The organism is Vibrio sp. R15-SG3-ISO1A, from assembly GCF_059833955.1.
The window spans coordinates 58,585-83,367 of record NZ_JCBDGH010000033.1; the positions used below are offsets into that span (position 1 = coordinate 58,585).

Annotated in this window: 20 protein-coding genes and 2 pseudogenes; 8 read left to right on the top strand and 14 right to left on the bottom strand. The window is 48.9% G+C overall.

The window, feature by feature from the left end:
* Window positions 1-103 precede the first annotated feature (103 nt).
* Together AC6R0L_RS05185 and norR are read left to right on the top strand one after the other, a co-directional pair.
* Window positions 104-1,096: a helix-turn-helix domain-containing protein gene (locus tag AC6R0L_RS05185; RefSeq protein ID WP_500628482.1), complete on the top strand. Its 993-nt coding sequence runs from the start codon at window positions 104-106 to the stop codon at window positions 1,094-1,096.
* Window positions 1,097-1,176: 80 nt separating this feature from the next.
* Window positions 1,177-2,715 carry a nitric oxide reductase transcriptional regulator NorR gene (gene norR, locus AC6R0L_RS05190; protein WP_500628504.1) on the top strand — a complete coding sequence of 513 codons (1,539 nt, stop codon included), beginning with the start codon at window positions 1,177-1,179 and terminating at the stop codon, window positions 2,713-2,715.
* Between the two features lie 46 nt (window positions 2,716-2,761).
* Here the strand turns inward: norR and AC6R0L_RS05195 are convergent, their stop codons facing one another.
* From AC6R0L_RS05195 to AC6R0L_RS05215, 5 genes are all read right to left on the bottom strand, one after another.
* Window positions 2,762-3,709, bottom strand: coding sequence for a DUF4382 domain-containing protein (locus tag AC6R0L_RS05195; RefSeq protein WP_500628483.1), 948 nt, complete (start codon window positions 3,707-3,709; stop codon window positions 2,762-2,764).
* A gap of 143 nt (window positions 3,710-3,852) precedes the next feature.
* Complete coding sequence (locus tag AC6R0L_RS05200; RefSeq protein ID WP_500628484.1) at window positions 3,853-4,326, bottom strand: peroxiredoxin; 474 nt, start codon at window positions 4,324-4,326, stop codon at window positions 3,853-3,855.
* A gap of 87 nt (window positions 4,327-4,413) precedes the next feature.
* The gene (locus tag AC6R0L_RS05205) at window positions 4,414-5,379 is read right to left on the bottom strand and encodes a succinylglutamate desuccinylase/aspartoacylase family protein (RefSeq protein WP_500628505.1); all 966 of its coding nucleotides are present in this window, start codon (window positions 5,377-5,379) and stop codon (window positions 4,414-4,416) included.
* 46 nt (window positions 5,380-5,425) lie between these two features.
* Window positions 5,426-6,604, bottom strand: coding sequence for an MFS transporter (locus AC6R0L_RS05210; protein ID WP_487902940.1), 1,179 nt, complete (start codon window positions 6,602-6,604; stop codon window positions 5,426-5,428).
* A 129-nt stretch (window positions 6,605-6,733) separates the two neighbouring features.
* Window positions 6,734-7,012 (bottom strand): GNAT family N-acetyltransferase, encoded by a 279-nt coding sequence (locus AC6R0L_RS05215; protein WP_500628485.1) that lies wholly within the window; start codon window positions 7,010-7,012, stop codon window positions 6,734-6,736.
* 171 nt (window positions 7,013-7,183) lie between these two features.
* Between AC6R0L_RS05215 and AC6R0L_RS05220 the strand changes: the two genes are divergently transcribed.
* Entirely contained in the window at window positions 7,184-7,921 is a 738-nt protein-coding gene (locus AC6R0L_RS05220; RefSeq protein ID WP_500628486.1) for a flagellar brake protein, read from the top strand.
* 61 nt (window positions 7,922-7,982) lie between these two features.
* On the opposite strand, the gene gltS is transcribed toward AC6R0L_RS05220, so the two are convergent.
* Complete coding sequence (gltS, locus tag AC6R0L_RS05225) at window positions 7,983-9,209, bottom strand: sodium/glutamate symporter (RefSeq protein ID WP_500628487.1); 1,227 nt, start codon at window positions 9,207-9,209, stop codon at window positions 7,983-7,985.
* A 566-nt stretch (window positions 9,210-9,775) separates the two neighbouring features.
* Here gltS and AC6R0L_RS05230 point away from each other — a divergent pair.
* On the top strand, window positions 9,776-10,696 hold the full coding sequence (locus tag AC6R0L_RS05230; RefSeq protein WP_500628488.1) for a polyprenyl-phosphate transporter: 921 nt from the start codon (window positions 9,776-9,778) through the stop codon (window positions 10,694-10,696).
* A 62-nt stretch (window positions 10,697-10,758) separates the two neighbouring features.
* Here the strand turns inward: AC6R0L_RS05230 and AC6R0L_RS05235 are convergent, their stop codons facing one another.
* The 7 genes and pseudogenes from AC6R0L_RS05235 to AC6R0L_RS05265 all read right to left on the bottom strand — a co-directional run bounded on the left by AC6R0L_RS05235 (window position 10,759) and on the right by AC6R0L_RS05265 (window position 18,173).
* The gene (locus AC6R0L_RS05235; protein WP_334552806.1) at window positions 10,759-11,235 is read right to left on the bottom strand and encodes an Lrp/AsnC family transcriptional regulator; all 477 of its coding nucleotides are present in this window, start codon (window positions 11,233-11,235) and stop codon (window positions 10,759-10,761) included.
* Between the two features lie 69 nt (window positions 11,236-11,304).
* A complete protein-coding gene (locus tag AC6R0L_RS05240) occupies window positions 11,305-11,538 on the bottom strand; it encodes a hypothetical protein (RefSeq protein WP_334552808.1) in 234 nt (77 codons plus the stop codon).
* Window positions 11,539-11,704: 166 nt separating this feature from the next.
* A complete protein-coding gene (gene putP, locus AC6R0L_RS05245; protein ID WP_500628489.1) occupies window positions 11,705-13,192 on the bottom strand; it encodes a sodium/proline symporter PutP in 1,488 nt (495 codons plus the stop codon).
* Between the two features lie 72 nt (window positions 13,193-13,264).
* Window positions 13,265-13,801, bottom strand: a pseudogene (locus tag AC6R0L_RS05250) (1-pyrroline-5-carboxylate dehydrogenase); the annotation flags it as partial.
* A 101-nt stretch (window positions 13,802-13,902) separates the two neighbouring features.
* A pseudogene (locus tag AC6R0L_RS05255) lies at window positions 13,903-13,987 on the bottom strand (1-pyrroline-5-carboxylate dehydrogenase); the annotation flags it as partial.
* A gap of 2 nt (window positions 13,988-13,989) precedes the next feature.
* A complete protein-coding gene (putA, locus tag AC6R0L_RS05260; RefSeq protein WP_500628490.1) occupies window positions 13,990-17,139 on the bottom strand; it encodes a bifunctional proline dehydrogenase/L-glutamate gamma-semialdehyde dehydrogenase PutA in 3,150 nt (1,049 codons plus the stop codon).
* 218 nt (window positions 17,140-17,357) lie between these two features.
* Window positions 17,358-18,173 carry an AraC family transcriptional regulator gene (locus tag AC6R0L_RS05265; RefSeq protein ID WP_500628491.1) on the bottom strand — a complete coding sequence of 272 codons (816 nt, stop codon included), beginning with the start codon at window positions 18,171-18,173 and terminating at the stop codon, window positions 17,358-17,360.
* Window positions 18,174-18,677: 504 nt separating this feature from the next.
* Here AC6R0L_RS05265 and AC6R0L_RS05270 point away from each other — a divergent pair.
* Window positions 18,678-19,781, top strand: a complete 1,104-nt coding sequence (locus tag AC6R0L_RS05270; RefSeq protein WP_334552817.1) for a PEGA domain-containing protein — start codon at window positions 18,678-18,680, stop codon at window positions 19,779-19,781.
* Between the two features lie 132 nt (window positions 19,782-19,913).
* A complete protein-coding gene (locus AC6R0L_RS05275) occupies window positions 19,914-21,740 on the top strand; it encodes an SUMF1/EgtB/PvdO family nonheme iron enzyme (protein ID WP_500628506.1) in 1,827 nt (608 codons plus the stop codon).
* Window positions 21,741-21,837: 97 nt separating this feature from the next.
* On the opposite strand, the gene pdxH is transcribed toward AC6R0L_RS05275, so the two are convergent.
* A complete protein-coding gene (gene pdxH, locus AC6R0L_RS05280; protein WP_500628492.1) occupies window positions 21,838-22,473 on the bottom strand; it encodes a pyridoxamine 5'-phosphate oxidase in 636 nt (211 codons plus the stop codon).
* 210 nt (window positions 22,474-22,683) lie between these two features.
* On the opposite strand from pdxH, the gene AC6R0L_RS05285 reads away from it, so the two are divergent.
* Window positions 22,684-24,075 carry an HlyD family type I secretion periplasmic adaptor subunit gene (locus AC6R0L_RS05285; RefSeq protein WP_500628493.1) on the top strand — a complete coding sequence of 464 codons (1,392 nt, stop codon included), beginning with the start codon at window positions 22,684-22,686 and terminating at the stop codon, window positions 24,073-24,075.
* 42 nt (window positions 24,076-24,117) lie between these two features.
* The gene (locus AC6R0L_RS05290) at window positions 24,118-24,780 is read left to right on the top strand and encodes a transglutaminase-like cysteine peptidase (protein WP_487902928.1); all 663 of its coding nucleotides are present in this window, start codon (window positions 24,118-24,120) and stop codon (window positions 24,778-24,780) included.
* The last annotated feature ends 3 nt before the right edge of the window (window positions 24,781-24,783 follow it).

The following is a 24,783-nucleotide window of genomic DNA, read 5'->3' on the forward strand; positions in this document are numbered from 1 at the left end:
AAGTTAGCACCATTATTCGCACAAATTATCGACCTCGCCACTGGCTTAAAAGCCAATATGCGTTAATAATAAGCCAAAAGCTGCATTCAGCTGGAGGTAAATAATGAGCACCGACAAACAGGGATTCACTGCAAAAAACTACGCACATCAAACCAAAACAGTGCGCGTTGCGATATTGGCCCATCAGCACGTGACTTTATTTGAGCTCTCCTGCGCGGTTGAACTGTTTGCCCTGCCAAGACCGGAATTCAAAGAGTGGTACGATACCCAAGTCATCACACTGGAAGACGCGCCAATTCAGACCACAGGCAACATGACCTTGGTCACTGAGTCGGCAAGCTCGCTTGAGCCGTTTGACACCTTGATCATTCCCGGTTGGCCAACAGGGGATGACACCATCCCACCGCTGATTGCGAAAGAAGTAACGCGTTTTGTTAACGCAGGAAAGCGAGTGCTGTCTCTTTGCTCTGGCTCATTTTTGCTGGCCAGATTGGGGCTGCTCGCCGGTAGAAAAGCCACCACGCATTGGATGTACGAGAGCAAGTTTCGTGAACAATTTCCCGATGTGGACTATCAATCGGACGTGCTGTATGTGTTGGAGGGGCAAATAGGCTGCGCCGCTGGCAGCGCTTCTGCGCTCGATTTAGGACTGGCGATCATACGCGAAGATTTTGGTTACCAAATCGCCAACCAAGTCGCAAAGCGCTTGGTTGTCTCATCACATCGCACCGGCGGACAAGCACAATATGTCGAAACGCCCATGCTCAAAGTGCCGAGCTCGTTTTCCAACGCCGTTGAGTGGGCGAATGAACACCTCAGTCAAGCCATCAGCGTCGACGAATGGGCGAGACATGCCAATATGTCGCGGCGCACGTTTGATAGAAAGTTTCGCTCAAGCTTCAACCTCTCCCCCAAAGCCTGGCTGATCAAGCAGCGTATTGAACGCGCCAAAGGGTTATTGGAAACCGAGCCGCTAAGCATTGAGCAACTTGCCCAGCAATCGGGTTTCGACAGCGCCGTCACGCTGCGCCACCACTTCCGTCGTTTAGTCGGCGTGTCGCCTCAGCAGTATCGGGAGAAGTTTAAACTGGGCTAAACAACCCAATGACATTGTTGATGTTAAAACAACATCGCAGTGCTACACTTCCTGCATGCCGATATGACAAAATGACAACCATGCAAGATAAACTCAATCACGTTTTACTCGATATCGCCCTTAACCTCAGTTCTAGCCAAAACAGTGAACGTCAATATCAAGTCTTAATTGACGGTGTTGACCGTGTCTTTCCCTGTGATGCGAGTGCGCTGTTCATTCTCGATCAGGATGGGCTGCTAACACCCGTCGCGGTAAAAGGCATTGCGGCGAGCATCTTTGGTCGCCGTTTCTATCCGAAAAACCACCCCAGACTTCAAGCCATCATGCAAAGCACCTCCCCGGTGCGTTTTGATGCTCAGTGTGAGTTGCCCGACCCGTTCAGCGGCATCATGCTCAGCGCAGAGAATGATTTGGATGTCCATGACTGCATGGGGTGCAGCTTGTATGTGGAGGGGCAATTGGTTGGCATCTTAACTTTAGATTCACTCACGGTCGGCGCGTTTGACAGCATCGATGTTGTCACGGTTGAAACCTTTGCCGCGCTCGCGGCGGCGACACTACGTAATATCTCGCAGATGAATGCGCTCAAAGCGCAAAATCAGAAACAGAAGTCGGTGACGCAGACGCTCATCCAGCAAGCACGATCGCAGACGGGTGAGATGATGGGCATCAGCCCCCAAATACGCCAGCTAAAAACCAACATCTCAACCGTGGCGCAGTCGGATTATGCCGTGCTGATCACCGGAGAAACGGGGGTGGGTAAAGAATTGGTGGCGCACAGTGTCCACGCGCAAAGTCATCGCGCAGACAAACCGATGATTTACGTCAACTGCGCCGCCTTGCCAGAAGGATTGGCTGAAAGCGAATTGTTTGGTCATGTCAAAGGCGCTTATACCGGAGCCAGTCAGCACCGAGCGGGGAAATTTGAACTGGCCGATGGTGGCACGCTGTTTCTCGATGAGGTCGGAGAACTGTCGTTAACGCTGCAAGCCAAACTATTGCGTGTGCTCCAGCAAGGTGAAGTGCAACGCGTCGGCAGCGATCAACGTTTGCTGGTCAATGTGCGCATCATCGCCGCCACTAATCGCGATCTGGAAAAGGCGGTCAATGCGCGTCAGTTTCGCGCCGATCTCTTCCACCGCTTGAACGTTTTTCCTATTGACGTTCCTCCGCTTCGCAAACGCGAAGGCGATATTGCGGTGCTAGCGGGGTATTTGTTGGAGAAGGTTCGCAGCCAGTTCCACATTCCTAATTTGCACCTGCATCCCAAATCCATTCTCTTGCTGGAAAAACAGACCTGGCCAGGAAACGTCCGAGAGCTAGAACATACCCTCACGCGAGCGGCCCTGCGCTGCATTCAGCAGCAGCAACATATTATTCAACCGAGCCATTTTGACACTGGGCTAACCACCTACAACACCGCATCACAACCGCACTTTTTACCCAAAGAGAGCCAGCCAATGCGGGAGCTTGTCGAGGCCTATCAAAAAGATCTGATTGTTCATGCGCTTGACGTCACCAACGGCACTTGGTCAAAAGCAGCCGAGTTTCTTCAAATGGATCGCGGAAATTTGTATCGGATGGGCAAAAAGCTTGGGGTGGTGGTGCAAGGGAAATAAACTCGAATGAAATGGGAGGGACTCACCTCCCCCATCTCGGGTTGCGTTAATTGAAATCGTGAATCCATTCCGAAGTAGCCGGCAAAGTTAACTCCGCTATTTGCTCACTTGGATTCGAAATCACGATATCCGGGTCGTAATTGACAGGGTCGTCGTCATAGCCGTTACACGTAAACGCGACGGTGTAATCACCTGGTGGTAAGTAACCAAATTCGTAAGCTCCCGTATCCGCTACGGATGCCGCCGCAAATGGACTCACATACTCTTCAGGCAACTGTCCCCCATCCACGTAATCCTCATCGTTAACATCAATGCTGTCGATGAGCTGTTCTGTTTGATAGCCATGCCCTTGGTAGAGGTAAACGATATTGCCGCCTTCCAGATCACATCCTTCGCCAGCCGTAAACAAAGATGGGTCCACTTGCCCCTTGAGTGACGCTGCCGAGCTATTGTCAACAATTGTCACCCCATGAGGTTTTAGGTTATAGCCATTGTTACTTGAAGTATTCCCTCTCATCACTAGCGCACGACGCAAATCGAACTCTATCGTAAAGGCTTGAACGGCTTGTTCCGTGGTTTCAAAACTGCCAAGTCTCAATTTGTTGCTTGGCACTTTCAAGTTATGTTGACCATTTGCGGTCACCCAGTTATACGCTGCCCCCGACTTGGTGTGGACGATCAACTCTTTATAGCGCCCGACCTCAATCTCCTCATCGGAGAGAATCATACGCGCATCTGTCCCTTGGTAGGACAGTAGGTCAACTTGTTGATAGGTATTCGATTGATCAGTGTCCACCACATCCAGAAAATAGCGCTTGCCATTCTGATGAATCAACTCTATGGCATCAAATGCGACCATAACTTCACTGGCGTCTTCTACTGGTGCGTCCGAAACTTGAAAGGAGACTTTTGTTGTTTTAGGTGCACTATCGGACCCGTTACACCCAACAAGAGCCATGACCACTGTACTTAATATTGTTGTTTTAAAATGCATGAAAGCGTGTCTCTCTGCTTTGTAAATGTCACGCTCATGGTAGCCAGTCACAACATTAGAGAGTCAGAAATGAGTAGAAGGTAGGTGAAAGGCGTGTAAAAAAATGGCCCGCAATGCGGGCCATCGTTCAAGAAGGGCGTTGATTACAGTGTGTCGAGAATTGCTTCAGCGCTGCTTACCTCAAACTTGCTCGGCTCTTCAACGTTGAGTTGGATAACAACGCCATTGTCGATCACCATCGCATAGCGTTGTGAACGCAGACCACCGAATGAAGCGGTATCTTTCTCAAGCCCTAACGCTTTGGTGAAGCTTGCATCACCATCGCCCAGCATCATAATTTCGGTGGCGTTTTGCGCTTCGCCCCATGCGTGCATCACAAAGGCATCATTGACGGAGACACAAGCAATCAAGTCAACGCCTTGCGCTTTGATCTTGTCTGCGAGCACAACGTAACCGGGAAGGTGCGCTTCAGAGCAGGTGGGCGTAAACGCGCCAGGCACTGCAAACAGAACCACTTTTTTACCTGCGAATAATTCAGAAGTTGAGTGTGACACCATTCCATCGCTCGTAAGCTCACTCAGTACCGCTTCTGGAATAGTTTGGCCGATCTCTATCATGGTGACGTTTCCTATGTCATGGGTTTTACTCATCATAGCGGTGAATAGCCAGATTAACCACGGGTAGATACTAAGGGTATTACACCCTCAGCAAATCAAGCGCACAACAAGTGACCCCGGCGCACGAACCGCTTCAACATTGTGGCTGATCACCGTCCCCGAGACTGGCGCGACGTATTCATCCACCACGTCGCCAAAACTGTCATATTGTGTCGCCAGCGACTGACCGACTTCAACTTTGGCCAGCAAAGGCACGTGACACAGGACAAATCCACCCTGGTTGGCACGAATACTCACGATCTTTTTCCCTTCCACGCAGGGAGTTTCACTGCGTGATACGGGTTCATCCAACATCTCATAGGCGCGCAAAATGTTCAGCACGCCTTGCGTCGCTCTTCCAACCATGTCGATGTCGGTGTAACGCCCAACGCCCACTTCAATCGTAATGGATGGGATCCCCGCGCGATTGTAGACGGTTTCCAAAATACCCGGGTCACCGGGATCATCAAGAATGACATCAGGATTGACGAGTCTTGCCATCGCAATGGCTTCTTCCAAGCGATAGTCGGCAAACACATACAAAGGATACGCTGAGCCGCTGGTTTGCGAATGCAGATCAATCGCCAGATCTGCGTTGGGTTTGAGCAAATTTTCCCACAAGCTGAAGGCATAGCGACTGGCATCGTCCCCATCCGCACTGCCGGGAAACAGACGGTTAAGGTTAGCAGAAGAGCTGTCTGGCGCGGCGGAGTGAAAGTCGCGGCTGTGTCGCTCGATACCTGAGAGGTTGACCGTTGGCACTATGGTCACCGTACCGGCTAACTTTTTGCCCACTAAGGCTCTTGCCAAACTTTGAGCAGTCAAGATGCCATTTTGTTCATCACCGTGAACGCCCGCCGTGATCATGACACGCTTGCCCGCTTGCTCACCTTTGAACACTCTAACGGGTAAAGTTTGAGCGTGGCCCACCGCGTCGGTCGCCACCGCAAACCACAGTTTGTGCTCGCCGGGCGCCAGCGCGTCGACATCCAACGCTTTCAAAGTCGGATACATAGGAACGATATTTTGGTTGAGTGAGGTCGCCTCTTGTTTCACAGCGTTAGCTCCATCTTAATAGTCGGACTTCATTCCCTTCTTCAGGCTTGGCGGGAATATTTAAAGATAACAGTAGTGATACCCCTGCCATCGCCGCACCGATGTAAAACACCGCAGCGGGAGAGACAAGCCAAATAAAGCCAAAGGTCACTGGAATGACAACCGCAGCAATATGGTTAATCGTAAAGGAGACGCCCGCAGTTGAAGCCATATCAGCAGGGTCGGCAATTTTCTGCAGATAGGTTTTTATCGCCAATGCCAAAGCAAAAAAGAGATGATCAATCACGTACAAAGCGGCGGCCCACTCTGCGCTTTGCACTAGGGCGTAGCCAACAAACACGCCAATCAAGCCGACGTATTCAAACATCAAGGCTTTGCGCTCGCCCACATGGCCAATAAAGCGACCAATACGCTTAGCAAACAGGAAGTTAAACAGGTAGTTGATCAAAAACAGCATGGTGATATCGGCTGCCGAGTAGCCAAACTTCTCCACCATAAGGAAGCCGGCAAAAACGGTAAAGATTTGGCGACGAGCGCCACTCATAAACGTCAATGCGTAATAGAGCCAATAGCGTTTGCGCAGCACCAACTTCTTATTTTGCGGGGTTTGTGCTTCAAATTGAGGAAACGCGAACGCCATCCAAGCGACCAACACCAGCCCGACGCCGCCAAACAGCAGGTACACCCATTTAAACTCCATCGCGAACACTTCCAAACACAGCCAGAGCGCGCCGTAGGTAACCAGAGAGGCAAGCGCGCCAACCGATATCAGCTTGCCCAGCATTTCTGGTGCTTCGTCTTTATTTAACCATTGCAGGGAGAGCGACTGTTTCAGAGTTTCAAAGTAGTGAAAGCCGGTCGACATCAGTAACGTGGTCATCAATAGGCCAAATAGGGAGGGGAAGAACCCCGTAATCGCGGTGCCCAGTGTTAACGCCACCAAAGAGAGCAACATGAACTTCTGCTCACGGACAAACAGCAAAACAAACACTGCGGTAAACGCTAAGAAACCCGGTATTTCACGCACACTTTGCAATAGGCCGATGTCTGCACCATCGAAATTGGCCTTCTCGATCACAAAGTTGTTTAACAGTGCCATCCAGCTTGAAAAAGCGATGGGCACAACGATAGAAATGAGCAGCAGAAAGTTTTGCGGGGTTTTCCAAGAGGCAGAGCGATTCATAAGCCGTACATGTTGATGTGAAAGAAGTGTTACATTAATCGCAAACTGCCGACTTTACCAGTCCCGCACCTCGCCACGGTCAGTACATTGATACTTACTATATGGCGAGAATCAAAACCAATTAACATCTCACGCCACTAAATGTTGCCACTCAGGGTGACGCTCAAGGTAGTGGACTACGTAGCTGCAGACCGGGTGAATTTTTAGCTTTCGCTCCTCGAATAGGGGAAGGATCGCTTCCATCATAACCTTGCCATAACCTCGCCCTTGCAGCGAGTCAGGCACTTTAGTTGACGTTATGTGGTAGACGTCTCCCACTTTCTGGTAACGAACCAACGCGTACTCTTCCCCTTCAAGGTGAACACGAATTTGACAGTTCGACTCGTCAAAAATCAGCTTCTCCTGCATAGTTACTCCCCAAAATGCTACTTAGCTCATAGTTTTACCGTAAATAGATGTTTGAACAATCCTTCAAGCGTGAATAAAATCTAATACATTCGGAAACATTCTGACATGATTTTCGAAATAATATGATGCCTACCGCAAAAAACAATGATAAGGCGGCACGCAGGAGGCTAGATGACATCACAGGCAGTGTTAAAACAACAACGACATTCAGGTTCGAAAATCAAAGATAAAAATAAATCCATAATTAAGAGCTCGGACGCTCTAGCCATGGTTGAACATGGTGGAGAATTAACCATCGGCATTACGACTCCAGTGGGCACGACATTCCGCTGTAAAACCGCGTTCATCGGTTCGCACTCTGATAACTATGTGTTAGCCGAGTTACCCAAGGTCTCCGACGATGACCTTGACTATTTCTTCCAAGAAGGATTTTGGGCGACAGTGAGAGCCATCTCACCCCGTGGTGAAGGTGCCTTGATCCACTTCCGCTCGCAACTCGTGCACGTCATGGTCTCCCCAATGCCTATGGTCGCACTTTCCGTACCACAAACCATGGAAGTCACCCAGCTTCGCAAAGAGCCACGCTACGATGTCAACCTCGCGGTCAAAGTGATTGCCGAGTCCCATCGGCTGGACGGAGAAATTCGCGATCTCTCCAAAGGCGGTTGCCGATTCATTACTGCGCCACTGAGTCGTTCATTCCAAGTCGGAGAAGAAGTCTCTCTAAATGTGATGGTGCAAAGTGGTAAAGGGGTTGAATTTCAGCCTTTGTTTGGCAAGATCTGCAATCTTCAGCGCTCACACCATTACTCTAGATATGGTGTTGCCTTTACTGAATTAGGGGCAGAAAACGCGAAAAACCTGCTCGGTAAGCTGAAATTCGATGGTACTAAGCTCACCTTGAGATAAAAACCATTAAAAAAGACCCAGCGTGGTAACACGGCTGGGTCTTTTTTATGGGCTCATTCCACTAACGGATAAAACTGATATAGCCTTGCAGAATGACCAAATTGACAATATCGATAAAAAACGCGCCGACAATCGGCACAACCATAAAGGCTTGAGGGGACGGGCCAAATTTATTGACCAACGAGCCCATATTCATGACAGCGGTGGGGGTCGCGCCGAGCCCAAAACCACAATGGCCGCCAGCAATCACTGCCGCATCGTAGTTTGCTCCCATCACCTTGAACGTCACGAAATAAGCAAACAGGCCAAGAATCACCGATTGCACGGCCAAAATCAGCAAAAACGGCAGCGCCAAATCAAAGATGTTCCACAACTTTAAACTCATCAGCGCCATCGCCAAAAACAGCGACAGCGATACAGTCCCTAAGATGTCAACGGTTTCGGTGTCCACTTTGTGAGTTTTGGTGACTTCGAGAATATTGGTGATAAACACACCGATAAACAACGCATAAACAAAATCGGGAATCATCAACCAGGAGATCGCCAACTCGCTGACCCACTGCTCTAGGTATTTAGCCCCCGTCACACAAAGCAGTAAGATAAAGAGCACTTCCACCACTTTTTTCGCGTTGACCTTGTCCTCTTCGTACTCGTTGTAGGTGACAAGATCAGGAAACTTCTCGTGTGTGTGGCCGCTACGGCCATATTGAGATTCAATCTGGTGTTTATTAATCAGCTTCTGAGCCACAGGGCTGCCAATAATGCCACCCATGATCAAACCAAACGTTGCCGACGCCATCGCGATTTCTAAAGTGTTCGGTAGTCCAAAGCTTTCGGAGAAGGTTTGCGACCAAGCCGCCCCTGTGCCATGTCCACCCGACAAGGTTATCGAACCGGCGATAAGCCCCATAAGAGGATCAAGACCAAGCGCGGTGGCCAAAGAGATGCCTACGCCATTTTGAATCACGATGTAAAATGAGGCGATCGCGAGAAACAAAAAGACCTTCGCCCCGCCTTTCACCAATTGGGTATAGTTGGCCGCTAGGCCAACGGTAGCAAAAAACATCAACATGAAGATTTTTTGCAGCGGTAAAGAGAAGGTCACATCGACGTGGTTGAAATGCAGCACGGTAATGATGAGCGCCACCACAAGCCCGCCTACAATGGGTTCAGGGATATTAAAACGCTGCAAGATAGGAAGACGAGCATTGATAAACTGGCCGAGAAACAACACACTGATTGCGACTAAGAACGACTCTAATGGCCCAACGGAGATTATTGGATTCATATCACCTCTTTAACGTTGCTATGCCATCTTCCTTAATGACGTGGGTACTTTTCCTCTAGTGAAACAACTGGATAAAGACGATATCGACTGACAATCGGTCGTAAAAACTACCGTCTTTGTGCAATAAAAGCGGCCATTATGGAGAAAAAAGTGGGGATTTGTCGAGTTTTTCCGGAAAAAAGGCAAAAAAAGAGCCAACCGCAATCGTGCGCTTGGCTTATATGTATTGTGAACAAAATTCATTCACTAACAACGTCAGTTGGCTAGGTGACCCTCGGCTTAAGAAGGGTCAATAATACAAATGCATGATGCATGCCAAGTTTATATTGGCCGTTTTAGCCTGTTGTATCGCACTTCTTGTCAGGCTTTAATTGCATTTTTGCAAAGTGCAATTGCATAATGCAAACAATGTGCATTTCAATAAGAAACTGATCTCTTATATTTAATTTTATCAATGGTGGCTATTGATGTTTTTCCACATAGTCAGCGCTATACATAGCGCGATAATTTAACTCCAACGCCTTAGGCGTTATACTCTCGCCACACAGAATAAGTGACCATAAACGATGAGCTATTTTTCTACATTTTTAAAAGGGTTAGCGATGGGCGCCGCGGATGTCGTCCCGGGCGTCTCTGGCGGCACTATTGCCTTTATCACCGGCATCTATGACACTCTACTCGAAAGCATTCGACGTATTAACCCAAGTCTAATCGGTGTGGTGAAGCGTGAAGGCATCGCCGCGGCGTTTTCTCATATCAATGGCCTTTTCCTCATCAGCTTGTTTGCTGGGGTATTTACCAGCATCGCCACCTTAGCCAAAGTGATCTCTTGGCTGTTAACCTATCACCCTATCCCACTCTGGTCGTTCTTCTTTGGTTTGATCTTAGTGTCAGTGGTACACATGCTTAAGCAGGTGCAACATAGATCGCTCAATCGACTGGTTTTTCTCGCGCTTGGCGTAGGGTTTGCCTACAGCATCACAGTGTTACAGCCCTTGCAGCTTGAACCAACCCACCTCAACGTGTTCTTAGCGGGCACCATCGCCATCTGTGCGATGATTCTGCCCGGTATTTCCGGCAGCTTCATCCTGCTACTTCTTGGCATGTACGCGCCAGTACTCGGCGCGGTCAAAGCTTTCGATCTGCCTATCCTGGCACTGTTCCTCACTGGGTGTGTGGTCGGGATATTGAGCTTTTCACATCTGTTATCTTGGCTATTGCGACGTTTTCGGGACTTCACTTTGGTCTTTCTGACCGGCCTGATGCTCGGTACCCTGCCGAAAATTTGGCCTTGGAAAGAGACCATCAGTTGGAGAGTGAACTCGAAGGGAGAGCAAGTACCCTTGGTACAGCACAACCTCTCACCGTTTGAATTTGAAGCGTTAACTGCCCAGTCTTCTCAGTGGCTGTTGGCGATTGTGCTCATGCTTTGTGCCGTTGGGTTGGTACTAGGATTAGAAAAGTTTGCCGAACGTAATGACGGCTAAGCACAGTCCTATCTTAAGGAAAAATGGGCTTAAGGAAAAACGGGGGGCTTCAAGCGCCCCGTTTACAATTTCGCGATAAGATCTGGATTGATGCCAAAGCTGGTTTTGTGCTCTTCAATCACCACTTCACTGCGGGTTTGAATGACCCCGGGTAATGTCCCCATCTTGCTCGACATGAAACTCTGATAAGCCTTCATGTCTTTCACTCGTACTTTGATCATGGTGTCAAAGTCGCCAGACAAAGAGTAACACTCTTCGATTTCCGGAATATCGGCCACAGCTTGTGCAAATTTATCAAAAATAGAGAAACTGGTTTGATCAAGACGAATATGGATGAAAACCTGGACATCTAAGCCCAACTTTTCTGGGTTGAGTTCGGCATGATAGCCTTTGATGTAGCCTTCTTTCTCAAGGCGTTTCACACGATCGGAACAAGGAGAGGTAGTGAGATTCACCTGCTTCGCCAATTCAACAATGGGCAATCGACCCTTAATGTTTAAGGCGCGCAGTATTTCTTTGTCTATTCGGTCTAATTCCATTGCGTCTCCAGTCTCGCTTTGATTCCAATCGAGCTGGATTATACAACGAACATAAATAAAGTCTGAGTCTTACGCCGCTTTTGCGTGGTCGAAATCTCGGTTCGAAGGGACATGGGTCGCTTGGGTGTTGCAGACGCGACAGAAGCTTTGTTGCTCCATTTTCACGTAGTGTGCGCCTTTAAAAAGAGTAGAGAAAAAACACGCCAAACTTTTTACGACGGAATCATGGTTTTCATCGCATCGTTTCATCACCGCTTTGTGCGCTGTTACCTTATCGCAGCAATGGCAGTACATTTGTGGCATTGTCCTCTCTCCTTTTCTATGCGTTCCATTTAATCGACATAGTTTTAATGACAGAGTTCCGAGTTCTCAAACTTTAGTTTAAAAAGTGTGAGCTGTGTACAAATAATAGACTGGAAAACGTCTAAAGCCCTGCGGACAGGGCTTTAGACACCAGAGTGATGATTGATTAATCAAGGGTTTGCAGCTGTTTCTCATAGTCAGCAAATTGTGCTTTTACTGACTCTTCAGGCTCTGCGCTCAATAGACTCACTATCACGATCGATAGTGTTGAGAACACGATTCCTGGAACGATTTCATACACATCAAACCAACCGCCAGACAATTGCTTCCATACCACGATTGTCACACCGCCGACAATGATACCCGCCAACGCGCCATTGCGATTCATGCGCGACCAGTACAAGCTCAATACTAATGCTGGGCCAAATGCAGCGCCAAAACCTGCCCATGCGTAAGAGACCAAACCCAATACAGAGCTGTCAGGTGTCATCGCTAATACGAGCGCGACAATTGAAATGCCGACAACCGCAACGCGTCCAACCATTACAATCTCTTCAGAGCTGGCATCTTTCTTAAACACTTGTTTGTAGAAATCCTCCGCTAACGCCGATGAAGACACAAGTAACTGAGAGTCCGCCGTACTCATGATCGCGGCTAGAATCGCGGCCAGTAGGATACCGGCAATCACTGGGTGGAATATGGCGTTAACCAACAACATAAAGATGGTTTCGCCATCATCCACATTTCCACCGGTATTGGTCACGTAAATAAGCCCGACCATCCCCACCAAAAGCGCGCCAGCCATAGATAAGCCTGTCCAGATCACCGCGATACGGCGTGCCGTCGTCAGGTCTTTGTTGCTGCGAGATGCTTTAAAACGCGCCAAAATGTGTGGCTGACCAAAGTAGCCCAAGCCCCATGCCACAAGCGAAATGATCGCGATAGCAGAGAGTGGCTCGCCTTTGGAGTCATTCCACAGTGTCAGGAGTTCCGGGTTGATGCTATTGAGCTGAGCAGCCACATCAGAGAAGCCACCTTCCATCGCCACAACGGGAACGATCATTAACGCAGCCGCCATCAACAGGCCCTGAACCAGATCCGTCCAAGAGACCGCTAGGAAGCCACCAAATAATGTGTAAGAGACCACACACACCGTACCGATGATCACCGCCATGGTGTAATCCAAACCAAACACGGTTTCAAACAGTTTTCCGCCCGCGACCAAGCCAGAGCTCGTATAGAAAAGGAAGAACAGCAGAATGAAAAATGCGGAAATCACCTGAATCAATTTTGAGTTGTCATTGAAACGACGTGACAAGAACTCAGGTAGCGTTAGAGAATCGGTTGTAATCGAGTAGGTGCGTAGGCGTTTGGCGTTGATTAGCCAGTTGAGCCATGTCCCGACAAGAAGACCACCTGCCAACCAAAATGCTTCAATACCGGCTGCGTAGGCATAGCCTGGCAAACCCAGCAGTAACCAGCCACTCATGTCGGATGCCCCAGCCGATAGCGCCGCCGGCCAAGGGCCAAGCGAGCGACCGCCCAAAAAGTAATCCGACGAATTTTTCGTTCGCTGATACGCAATCACGCCAATCGCCAGCATCATGATCAGATAGGCGATGAACGTTGTTGTAATAGCAAAGCTATTTTCCATCTATATTGTCCTCTTTTAGAATTCGCTTTCCCTAAACATCCTCTTCCTTAGAAGAGGATGTCGCATTTAGGTTTAGTGGCTTTCACTACCGAGCTCGAGCAAGGTAGCGTTACCACCAACAGCAGTTATGTTTATCGTTCTAGTGCGCTCGGTAATAAACCTCAGCACTAAATGCGGATCCTGCGCCACAGGCAGCGCGGATAGATCCGTTTCCGAAACCAAACTGACAATCGCGCCAGAACGTTTCGCAAGTTGTCGGTTGAGGCGAACAAGCGCCTGCGTTTGACCGACATAACCGATACAGCGTATATCGGATTCCAATAGCTGCGGGTGCGCCTCTAATGGGGCGACCTGCAGCACATGAGTAGGCAGTGATGAGTGAGTGCAGGCGTCTTCTAACACTGTGCACAGTGTGTCGTCATCGCTGCATAAGATGACGCTATTGCCCGCGAGCAACGCCGTCGTCAGTTGCGCAAACACAGACCACTTCGCTTGTGCTGATTTTTCTTCCTGAATAAGAACCGTCACACCGCGACCTGCAGTGTAGAGCTCGTTAGTCTCTCCGGTTGGGCCTGACAACTCATGGCAATGCGCCAACAGTGATGTCGCACGCGCAAGTTGAAAACGCATGACGTTCAGCCCAGCGTTCCAGTTTGCGTCTTCACTGGGGCTTTGTACTTTGCCCATCGCTTCAATCAGTGAGGAGACATCCTCCTTCTTAGAGGCAAAATCGGTCAGATTCCAATTCTCAAACGCAGAGAGAGCATCGGTATAACGTGTCACTTGATGAATCATGATTATTCTCCTGCCTCTAATGATTGAACGGCCTGCGTGTAGTGTGGCTCGGTAAAACGATACAAGTAGTGTGGGCCACCAGCTTTAGGTCCAGTGCCTGATAAACCTTGGCCGCCGAATGGTTGCACACCAACGACTGCGCCAACTTGATCGCGGTTGATGTAGCAGTTCCCCACCCGAGCGTGCTTTTCGATCCAGCGGTAGGTCGTTTCGTTGCGGCTGTGAATGCCCATCGTCAAACCAAAACCGGTCTGGTTTATTTTCTCTACCACTTGCACTAGCTCACGGGCTTTAAAGCGCACGATGTGCAAAATTGGGCCGAACTGTTCTTCGCTGAGCGCATCAATGGAGTCAATCTCAAACGCAGTCGGAGCAACAAAATCGCCATACTGATGGGTCTCATCCAACGTCAACTGTGCGACAAGCGTTTGTGTCCGGGTCATGGTATCAATGTGTTGATTGAGTTTCGCTTTGGCTTTGCCATCGATGACCGGTCCCACATCCGTTGAATGCAGATAAGGCGCCGCAACGCGCAACTCTTGCATCGCGCCTTGAATCAAATTGACGATGCGATCGGCAATGTCTTCTTGGACATACAAAACTCGCAGCGCACTGCAACGTTGCCCCGCAGAGGCAAACGCCGAGCGAATCACATCGCGCACCACCTGCTCAGGCAAGGCGGTACTGTCGACAATCATCGCGTTCTGTCCACCGGTCTCCGCAATAAACGGTACCGGGTCAACATCGCGCTCCGCCAACGTTTGATTGATGCGTTGCGCCGTCGCATTCGAGCCCGTAAAGGCAACACCGGCAATCGCTTCATGGGATGTCAACGCGTGACCGATATCGCTGCCAAGCCCAGGCACAAGTTGGATAACACCAGCTGGAAAACCGGCTTTGAGCATCAACTCAACGGCACGCGCCGCAATTAAACTGGTTTGTTCAGCCGGTTTGGCGACGACGGTATTTCCGGCAACAAGCGCAGCGGTAACCTGACCAAGGAAAATCGCCAACGGGAAGTTCCAAGGGCTGATGCACACAAAGACACCTCGGCCTACTCGCTCAACCGTTTGAGGCTCACCACTTAGTGATGTAGTGGTCATTGGCGCTAGCTCATGAACTTGCTTGGCGTAGTAGCGACAGAAATCGACCGCCTCGCGGACTTCATCAATACTGTCATGAATAGTCTTACCCGCTTCTTGATGACACAGCGCCACCAGTTCAGCCATGTGGGTTTCTAACAGATCCGCCAACGTCTCCAAGCATTGTGCTCGCTCACTTGCAGGAGTGACACGCCATGATGAAACATGCTGCGCCGCAACATCAATCGCTTCGGAAACATGATCAAGGTTGGCATACAGTACATGACCGACTTCAATGCGACGATCATAAGGGGCAGTGACTGGCACAGACTGGCCACTTTCCTTGATCATGCTTTCGCTCGGCACTTGACCATTGATCATCGGCCCTGCAAACCATCGGTGAGCTAAGAATTGCTCTACTTGCTGCTCAAAACTCTGCGCTTCACTTTCAACGTCAATATTGATCCCAAACGAGTTTTTGCGCTCCGGGAAAATCGCGGGAGGCAGAGGAATGCTCTTGTTATCGAAGCTGTCAAAAGCGAGCAGCATATCGACCGGGTGTTGTGTCAAAGAGTCAATCGGGCATCGCGCATCGACCAAACGGTGGACAAAAGAGCTGTTGGCGCCATTTTCTAACAAGCGTCTAACCAAATACGGTAACAAGTCTTTGTGACTGCCCACAGGCGCGTAAATGCGCACTGATTGTTGGTAGCTCGCCATCGCGTGGTGATACAGAGCATCCCCCATCCCATGCAAGCGCTGAAACTCAAATTCTTTGTGCGGCGCCATCACTGCAATGGCACTGACTGTCTGCGCGTTATGGCTGGCAAACTGAGGGAAAAGTCGACCACGCACCGATTCGCTGAGTAAGAATCGCGCGCACGCAAGATACGCCACATCGGTCGCTTCTTTGCGTGTGTAGACCGGATAGTTGTTATAGCCCGCCTGCTGAGACCACTTGATCTCGCTATCCCAATAGGCGCCTTTAACTAAACGCACCGGAATCATTGCTCCAACTTGTGCCGATAAGCCCGTCAACCAAACCAACACAGGCAACGCGCGTTTGGAGTATGCTTGCACCACAAGACCAAACTTGCCCCAACCTTTCACCAAATCCGTGCGGTAGATTTTCTCGAACAGTTTCAGTGACAGCTCAAGTCTATCGGCCTCTTCGGCATCAATAGTGATCGCCACATCAAGTTCAACAGCGCGTGACAGAAGCTGCATCACAGTGTCATACAGCTCGCTAAGCACGCGCTCTTCGTTCGCCATTTCATAGCGTGGATGAAGCGCGGACAGTTTGATAGAGACCGATGGCGCTGGGCTGGTCTTCAATCCATAGTGATCGCTGCCAACAGCTTCGATCGCCATCAAGTAATCTTTGAAATATTTGTGTGCGTCACTGGTCGTCAGTGCCGCTTCGCCGAGCATGTCGTATGAATAGGTGTAACCTTTGTCGCGCATGCTGCGGCCATTTTTTTGCGCCTCAGCGATGGTGCGTCCCAAAACAAACTGGTGCCCCATCACCTTCATCGCCTGATGCATCGCCTTGCGAATCACAGGCTCAGAAAGCTTATTGACCAATCGATTTACCGCACTGACTGGGCTTTGCGCTTGTGGCTCAGACAACCCAACGACTTTACCTGTGAGCATTAAGCCCCAAGTTGACGCGTTGACAAAAACAGAATCTGAGTGTTTTAAGTGAGATTTCCAATCGGCGACACTGAGTTTATCGCGGATGAGCGCATCAGCGGTGGCCGCATCTGGGATGCGCATTAACGCCTCTGCCAGACACATCAACAAGATCCCTTCTTGGGTATCTAGACTGTATTCAAGCAACAGCGCATCAATCATTTGAATGGCTTTTTTGTCTGCGCGAATCGCTTTAATAAGCTGCGTTGTTTTCTCTAGTGTGGCTTGTTTTTCGTCTTCTGTTGGCGTGGCCAATGGAAGTAGTTGTTCTAACCATTGCGACTCGTCCACCATGTAAAGTGGCGAGATCAACGACCAAAGTTTGTCTAGCGGTTGCTGAACAAACTCGGCGTTTAACACATCCGTTGCTGTAAACATGCGTTTTCCTCAATCTCACACCCGACGTCTGTCGGAAACGGCTCAAAGCGGAGAATGCTTTGAATTTGTTGATCACAATGGCAAGCAGTGTATTTTGAGCTTGAGTGGAATACTTGTCAAAAACTCCGAGCTTTTTGCTGAATTCTACGTTTTTTAACAAAACAAAAACAGAATCACACTCAAATCAGCAAAACAAAGCATCGGAACTGTTTTCTTTTTTAACCGAATTGTTTCTTGTATTGCGATGGAGAGAGGCCTTGCAGCCGGGTAAAGGTGTGAGTGAAGGTGCTTTGACCAGAGAAGCCAGTGAGCTCCGCAACTTGACCAAGAGAAAGCTGACCTTGTTGAATCAGTAGCTTGGCCATATCAATACGTTTACCTAGCACATACTGATGTGGGGTGATCCCCATTTGTTCTTTAAAGAGGTTGTGAAACTGGCTTTCACCAAGAAACACGCTACCCGCTAACTGAGCCACGGAGATCTTCTGACTGAGATGCCGGTCGATATAGCGGTCAATAGACTCAAGATCAAAGCGTGACTCCTTGCGAATCGTCTCAAAGGCAGACATGTGTCTTTGCAATAAAGCCACCACCGTATCGTTGCAGGCGCGGCTAAGCAACAAATCATCAGGGTTCGATTGCATTTCACACACTAGCATCTGAATCAACTTTTGAATTTGGCTATCGAGTTGGAAATAGGTGTCTTTTTGACTCAGATCGTTGATTTTATTGAGCATCAAAGGGTCGTCTGACGTCGGCATAGGCATGTTAAGGACCAAGATATCCGATTGTTCTACTACGCCACCAAACGCATGATCAGACCCTGAGGTGACGACGCAGCCCTGCCCTGGCCCCACATAGTTCCCATAGCCATTCACCTCAAACTCCGCCTTGCCTTTCAGACCAATAACCACTTGCGTATAACTGTGGTCATGGCAGGTCATATAAGAAGGTAGAGTGATCAATTCCGCCGGTCTAGGCGACAAAACTTTGGCAGGTTGAGTGTCTTGGGATTGAGATTTTGCTCTATTCATCAGCTTTTTCTTGCGCCTATCCGGTGATCTCGATCATGGTATAACAAAGTTTGACGAACACGAAACCCATCGAGCCCATCGCTCATTGATCATACAAACGATGAAAATATCATCAACACACTGATCATTACCGACAAGAACAGAGGTTTATTTCTTTATCGGAAGAATGATCAAGCGCACATAAATTACGGCTCATGTCACTTCTATCCCTTTTCTTATTTCGATATCGGGATTCTTTGCTTGCATATTTCATTAATCTGCCCAAAATGAGCAATGCACGGATAAGTTTTTCATAAATGAATGATAAACTTGGACATTGAGTATTACTCATCGTGCATAAATGGAAGAAAGATACCTCTGTAAGACAGCTGAGCCAAGGACTGTCAAAAGTTTGTCTTTTTACCCATACCGCTTTGAACGAAGAGGTGCAAACACTTTCTCATTCGTTCATCGTTTTCGGTATATTACATTGGTGAATTAAACGTTAAATTGTTGCAGGGACTTATGATCACACGTCGCATCCCAGCGCTTTTGCTTGCGCTAAGCCCACTTTGGGTATCGACTTCGACTTTTGCGGAAGAGAGTACTCAGGTAGACCCTGTTTCCGCTATCGACAGTAAATTAAACAATAAAGAATCAGAGCAAGATGCTATGGCAGCGGAGTACAAGTCCGAAGCCGAGCGCCTTCAGCAACTTCAGAATGAAAAAAGTAAGCTTGAGCGTGAAGAGCAAGAACTGAACGCGAAACGTAACCGCGCCAAATCCGCATTGGACAAACAATACAATCGCTTGTTGGACGATCCTGATATCGACCTCGTCTCTTTCCAAAAAGAGTACCAAGACGCTTGGGCTCAAGTGAAAGATAACCAGTCGGCTTCGCTCGAAAATCAACAAGCCATCGCTGAAAGCGAAATGCGTCTCTCCCAGATCAAGCAGAAGCAAGCGCGCATCAGTTCCGAGCTTTCTTACCTGGCTGAGCAGAAAGTGGAAGCACGCGTCAAGCGACTCGAAGCCGAGCTTCGTCAAAGCGATGTATTGGAAACCAACTACAAAACCACCTGCGCAGCCACAATGACACTGGGTGAATGTACCAATCAAGGTCATTACCTCACCAAACAAAAAGCGGTGAAAACCTTTAAGGCGAAACTACTCGACAACCTGACTGAGTCCAATATCGCTAAGCGCAATGAAAAAGACGTGCAACTTAACGTCCACGTTCAAGAGAGCCAAATCATTCGTTCTGGCTTTGAAGGCACAGGCAGCTACTACACACAAATGCAAGCACAGCTGCAAGCCAAACCCGAAGCGACTGCGGCATGTAAACTGCTCGGCGTTTCGACTCGCTACTGTCTTCGTGGTGAACAAGCGGTTCAATCCGATAAGCAGCAAAAAGAGAAGAACTGGGTCAATGTTACCGTTCGTTCAGACCAATATAACGACGCTGTGGTGATCAACGGTATCGACTACGGCAGCACACCGGTAGAAGTAGTCTTACCTCGTGGTCAACATCAAGTCACCGTCACCAAAGATGGCTTTGAAACATACAACCGCGTGATCACAGTGAATACCAATGACACGGTTTGGGTGAAGCTGCGTCCCAACGGATAAACATGCACCCAATTCACAAAGATGAGCGAAAGCGCCATTTTGACCCTAAGTTATTAAAAGATAACTTAAGACAAAATGGCGTTTTCGTTTAGAATGGTCCAATTAGTTAATTTTTGATGTAGAAGAATGACAATGCGATTAGGTTTATCGACCCTTTTGCTGGCACTTTCACCTTGTGTTGTTGCTTCTTATGCGATGGCTGAAGAGGCGCCCACCTCACTGATCCAAATTGATGATCAGTTGTTCACTAAGCACTCTGAACTCAGCGATGCAAAGAAAGCGCTCGATGAGCAAAATACGCAAGTAACGAATCAGCAAGCCGAGTTAACCCGTTTATCTCAACAAGCCAAAACCTTGGATGAGGCATTCAATAAAGCCAAAGAAACGCTTGAACGTGATTATCAACGCATGATTGATGATCCCGCGATTGACATCGCCGCCTCTCAGCAGCGCTACCAAAGTGCGTGGGCAGACGTCAAACAGAACCAAAAGTCGCGACTCGAGGCCGAACAAAAGCTTGAAGAGTTGAAACAAGAGCAATTGGTGAGACAAGCATCGGTCGATGCGCTACAGCAAACCATCCTTGGGTTAGACAGTGACAAGTTACGTGCTCGTGCCGATCGCCTAAAAGCGGAACTGAAAGTCCCAGTGAAACTCCCCATCAGTTTCACCAATCGTTGTCAGGCCGAATTGACGTTGGCGCAATGTGATACACAAACGCGCGAACTTGCCTTACAGAAAGCCGTCAAACAGTTTCGCGCTTCTATCGCAGAGCAAACCTCTGAAGCTAACCTGGTTCAGCGCAATCTCAATGCGGTCTCATTGAATATTCATGTCCTGCGACACAGTGTGTCAGAATCCGGCTTTTACGATGGTGTGCGCTATCGAACCATCATGGATGTGGAGCTCGAAGCTCGGCCTGCTGAAGCCGCCGCCTGTTCACTGCTCAACATCGATAAGCAATACTGCTTTGCACCGGGTACTCAGTTTGATGACACCGCCAACGTCGAACAAGAAGTGGCTTGGGTGACGCTGTCAGTTCGCTCGAACTTGTTTAACGACAAGGTCACCATTGACGGTGTTCACTACGGCAGTACGCCACTGGAAGTGATGCTTCCCGTCGGTTCACATCAGGTTACCGTAACGAAAGAAGGCTACCGTCCATTTAACCAAACGCTCAGCGTCAACAAAGACCAGACCTTGCGCGCGACGCTAAATGAAATTGAAAACCCACTCAAAGCAGGCGACAAGTTCGCAGATGGCTTGCCCGGAGGCACTCGAGCGCCAGAAATGATCACCATTTTGCCGGGACGCTACTTCATTGGTGAACACGCGTCTTATCAAGCGCACCTTGATCATGCTTTCGGGATTGGCGCCACACCTGTTACCGTGACTCAGTTCTCTTCTTTTGTAGAGCAGACCAACTATCAAACCGATGCTGAATTGCAAAATACCTGCACAGCCATCGTCAATGGTGAAGTCACCCCAGTTGCCAACAGCTACTGGCGTAACCCAGGGTTCAAGCAATACGCGAACTCACCTGTAGTGTGTGTCAGCCAGAATGATGCCAATGCATACGCCCGCTGGTTAACTAAGCAAACTGGCGCTCTGTACCGCTTGCCAACCGAAGAAGAGTGGGAAGTGGCCGCGAGAGCAGGCAGTCAAGATCGTTACTGGTGGGGAGATAAGTTTGTTCCCGGTCAAGCGAATACCGGCTGGAGTGGCACCCCTTGGGCAAACAAGAGCACGTCACCAGTCAGCGCCTTTAAGCCTAACCCACTCGGTTTGTATGACGCTGTGGGCAACGTATGGCAGTGGACAAACAGCGCTCGTCACATCGCCAAGGGTGGCGCTTGGAACTTTGCTCCGGATATGTCCGCCGCTCATCAGCAGCTTTATTTGTCCGACTCTACCGCCACCAACTATGTCGGTTTTCGAGTGGTACGAGACATTAACTAACGCTGAAGCCAAGTCTCTGTGAGCTCGAGTAGCAATAAAAAATGCCACAATTGTGGCATTTTTTGTGTCTCTTACACTGAATGTTTTGTGTAGACGGCTACGGCGCTAAACGATCCACCAGCCAGTTGTCTTGCTGTTTCGAAAACAAGAAACGATCATGCAGACGATGCTCACCTCCCTGCCAAAACTCGATGCTCTCTGGACGAATGCGATAACCACCCCAGAAGCTGGGCACCGGAATTTCACCTTTTTCGAACTTCTTTTTTAGCTCTAGGTATTTACCTTCTAGGATGCCGCGTGCCGAAATACGGCTACTCTGCTTACTGGCAATGGCCGCAATTTGACTCTCTTTGGGTCTTGAAGAGAAGTATTTCATGTTCTCCACAACACTCAGCTTCTCCGCCACGCCAGTAATGTGCACTTGGCGCTCGAGTGGGTGCCAAGGAAAGTGGAGGCTGACTTTCGCATTGCCCTCAATGTGCTGAGCTTTGCGACTGCCTAAATTGGTATAAAAGACAAACCCTTGTTGGTCGACATGCTTAAGCAACACAATGCGCTGAAAAGGTTGGCCGTTGGCATCTACTGTCGCGACGGTCATGGCGGTAGGGTCGGTGAGCTTGGCGTTTACCGCTTGCTTTAACCATAGATCAAATTGCTCAATCGGGTCCGCAGACAAATCTTTACGGCGCAGACCGCCTTTAGTGTACTCACGACGAATGTCTTCCAGTTCCATCTTTTCTCCTCATTGACCGCGACGATAAATTTTTGCTGATTGTGCGCCCATAAATCGTATAACTCAAGTGAAACACCCGATGAAGGAACTAAACTCAATGGCAAGGACTCAAAAAACATATAAAGCACGACATTCTATAAGCATTTTCTTAACATTTTGCTGGTTGAGTAATAAAATCAATTAAATAACCAAAATTGAAAAGGATAGCGAATGAGTAAGAGCGGTTACAACAAGCTCACTCCGGATGAGTTGGATTACGTCGATGATAAAACCGCGGCCCTCCTACTCAACACCCCGAGCAGCGCACGTATTATGCTCTGGGTCATGGTGCTGTTTTTTATTTTGGCCGGTGTGTGGGCCTCTTGGGCACAGATCGATCAAGTGACCGTAGGTCAAGGCAAAGTCGTTCCCTCTTCTCAAGTCCAAATCGTGCAAAACCTTGAAGGCGGCTTGGTGAAAGAAATCCTCGTTCGAGAGGGACAAATCGTCCAAAAAGGCCAACAACTGCTACTCATCGATGACACCCGTTTTCGCTCTGACTTTCGCGAGCGAGAGCAGCAAGTCGCCAACCTGACCGCCAGTGTTCTGCAGCTCTCTGCATCCATTACCAGTGTTGAAGTGAATGAAGAGTTCGACGACAGCAACTGGCAAAGTAACGTTCAACTCGACTTCAGTAAGCTCGCCTTCCCGCCGATTCTGGAAGAACGTCAGCCTCAACTCGTCGCTCGCCAACGGGCTGAATACCGTCAGGATCTCAATAATCTGCGTAACCAAATCTCTGTCATAGATCAGCAGGTTAAGCAGAAGCAACAAGACTTAGTAGAAATTCAAGCACGTGTAAGAAACCTGCGAGACAGCTATGACTTTGCACGCAAAGAGCTCGAAATCACCGAACCACTTGCGGAAGAAGGCGTAGTACCTCGCATTGAGCTGCTCAAACTGCAACGCCAGGTAAACGATACGCGCAGAGAGTTGACCTCAAGTGAACTGAAAGTACCTGTTCTACGGTCGTCCATTCGCGAGTCAATGTTGGCACGCATAGACGCGGCGCAGAAATTTCGCTCCGAGCAACAAGAAAAACTCAATGATGCGCAAGACCGACTCTCCTCCTTGACCGAGTCGACCGTTGGCCTCGAAGACCGAGTCAATCGCACCATTGTCACGTCGCCTGTTACTGGTACCGTCAAAACGCTCAATATCAACACCGTCGGTGGCGTCATCCAACCCGGCATGGACATCGTTGAAATCGTACCGAGTGAAGATACCTTGTTGGTCGAGGCCAAGATTGCGCCACAAGATATCGCTTTCCTCAGGCCAGACCTCAACGCGATTGTGAAATTTTCTGCTTATGATTTTACCAAGTACGGCGGATTAGAAGGCTCTCTTGAGCACATCAGCGCGGATACCACCACCGACGAAGAAGGCAATAGCTTCTATTTGGTGCGTGTGCGGACCAGTGAAACGTCATTAAACAAAGATGAGTCACTGCCAATCATCCCTGGGATGACAGCGTCGGTCGATATCATTACCGGTAAGCGCACTGTGCTGGAATATCTACTCAAACCGATCATGAGCGCAAAAAGTAACGCACTAAAGGAATAGTGAATGCACAACTCTAACGTACACAAAAGCGGCCTGTAATCGATGAAGTATTGTTGGGCCTTAGTGCTTATGCTTATAAGCTCCGCCACGTCGTTTGCTCTGAATACATCAGAGCAACGATGGGTGTCGGCTGTGCATAAAGTCTATGGCCCAAGAGCGGCAAAGCGCGTAGCAACCTGGCGCAACGAAATCTCACAATATCAATCGCTACCGGAGACAGAACAACTTGAAAAAGTGAACAACTTTTTTAATCAGCTTCACTTCGTTAACGATGACAGACTGTGGGGCAAAGCCGACTATTGGGCGACGCCGCTCGAATTTTTAGGCGCGAACGCCGGCGATTGCGAAGATTTCACCATTGCCAAATATTTTTCACTGCTTGAACTTGGCGTCTCAGACAGAAAATTGAGGCTGGTGTATGTTAAAGCCATCGAACTGAATCAATTTCACATGGTTCTCGCCTACTATTCATCACCCAGTGCGGAACCTTTACTTCTCGACAACATTAACCCGCAGATTCGCCGCGCTTCCACCCGCCGCGATCTACTACCGATCTACAGTTTCAATGGTAAAAACCTCTGGTTAATGAAGTCGAAAAACGGACAGTTAGCAGGAAAATCGTCCCGACTTAGCTTATGGAACGATCTCCGTGCGCGAGAAAAATCGCTCAAACTCAATAAACCAATAGTCAATTATGATGAGTAGGCA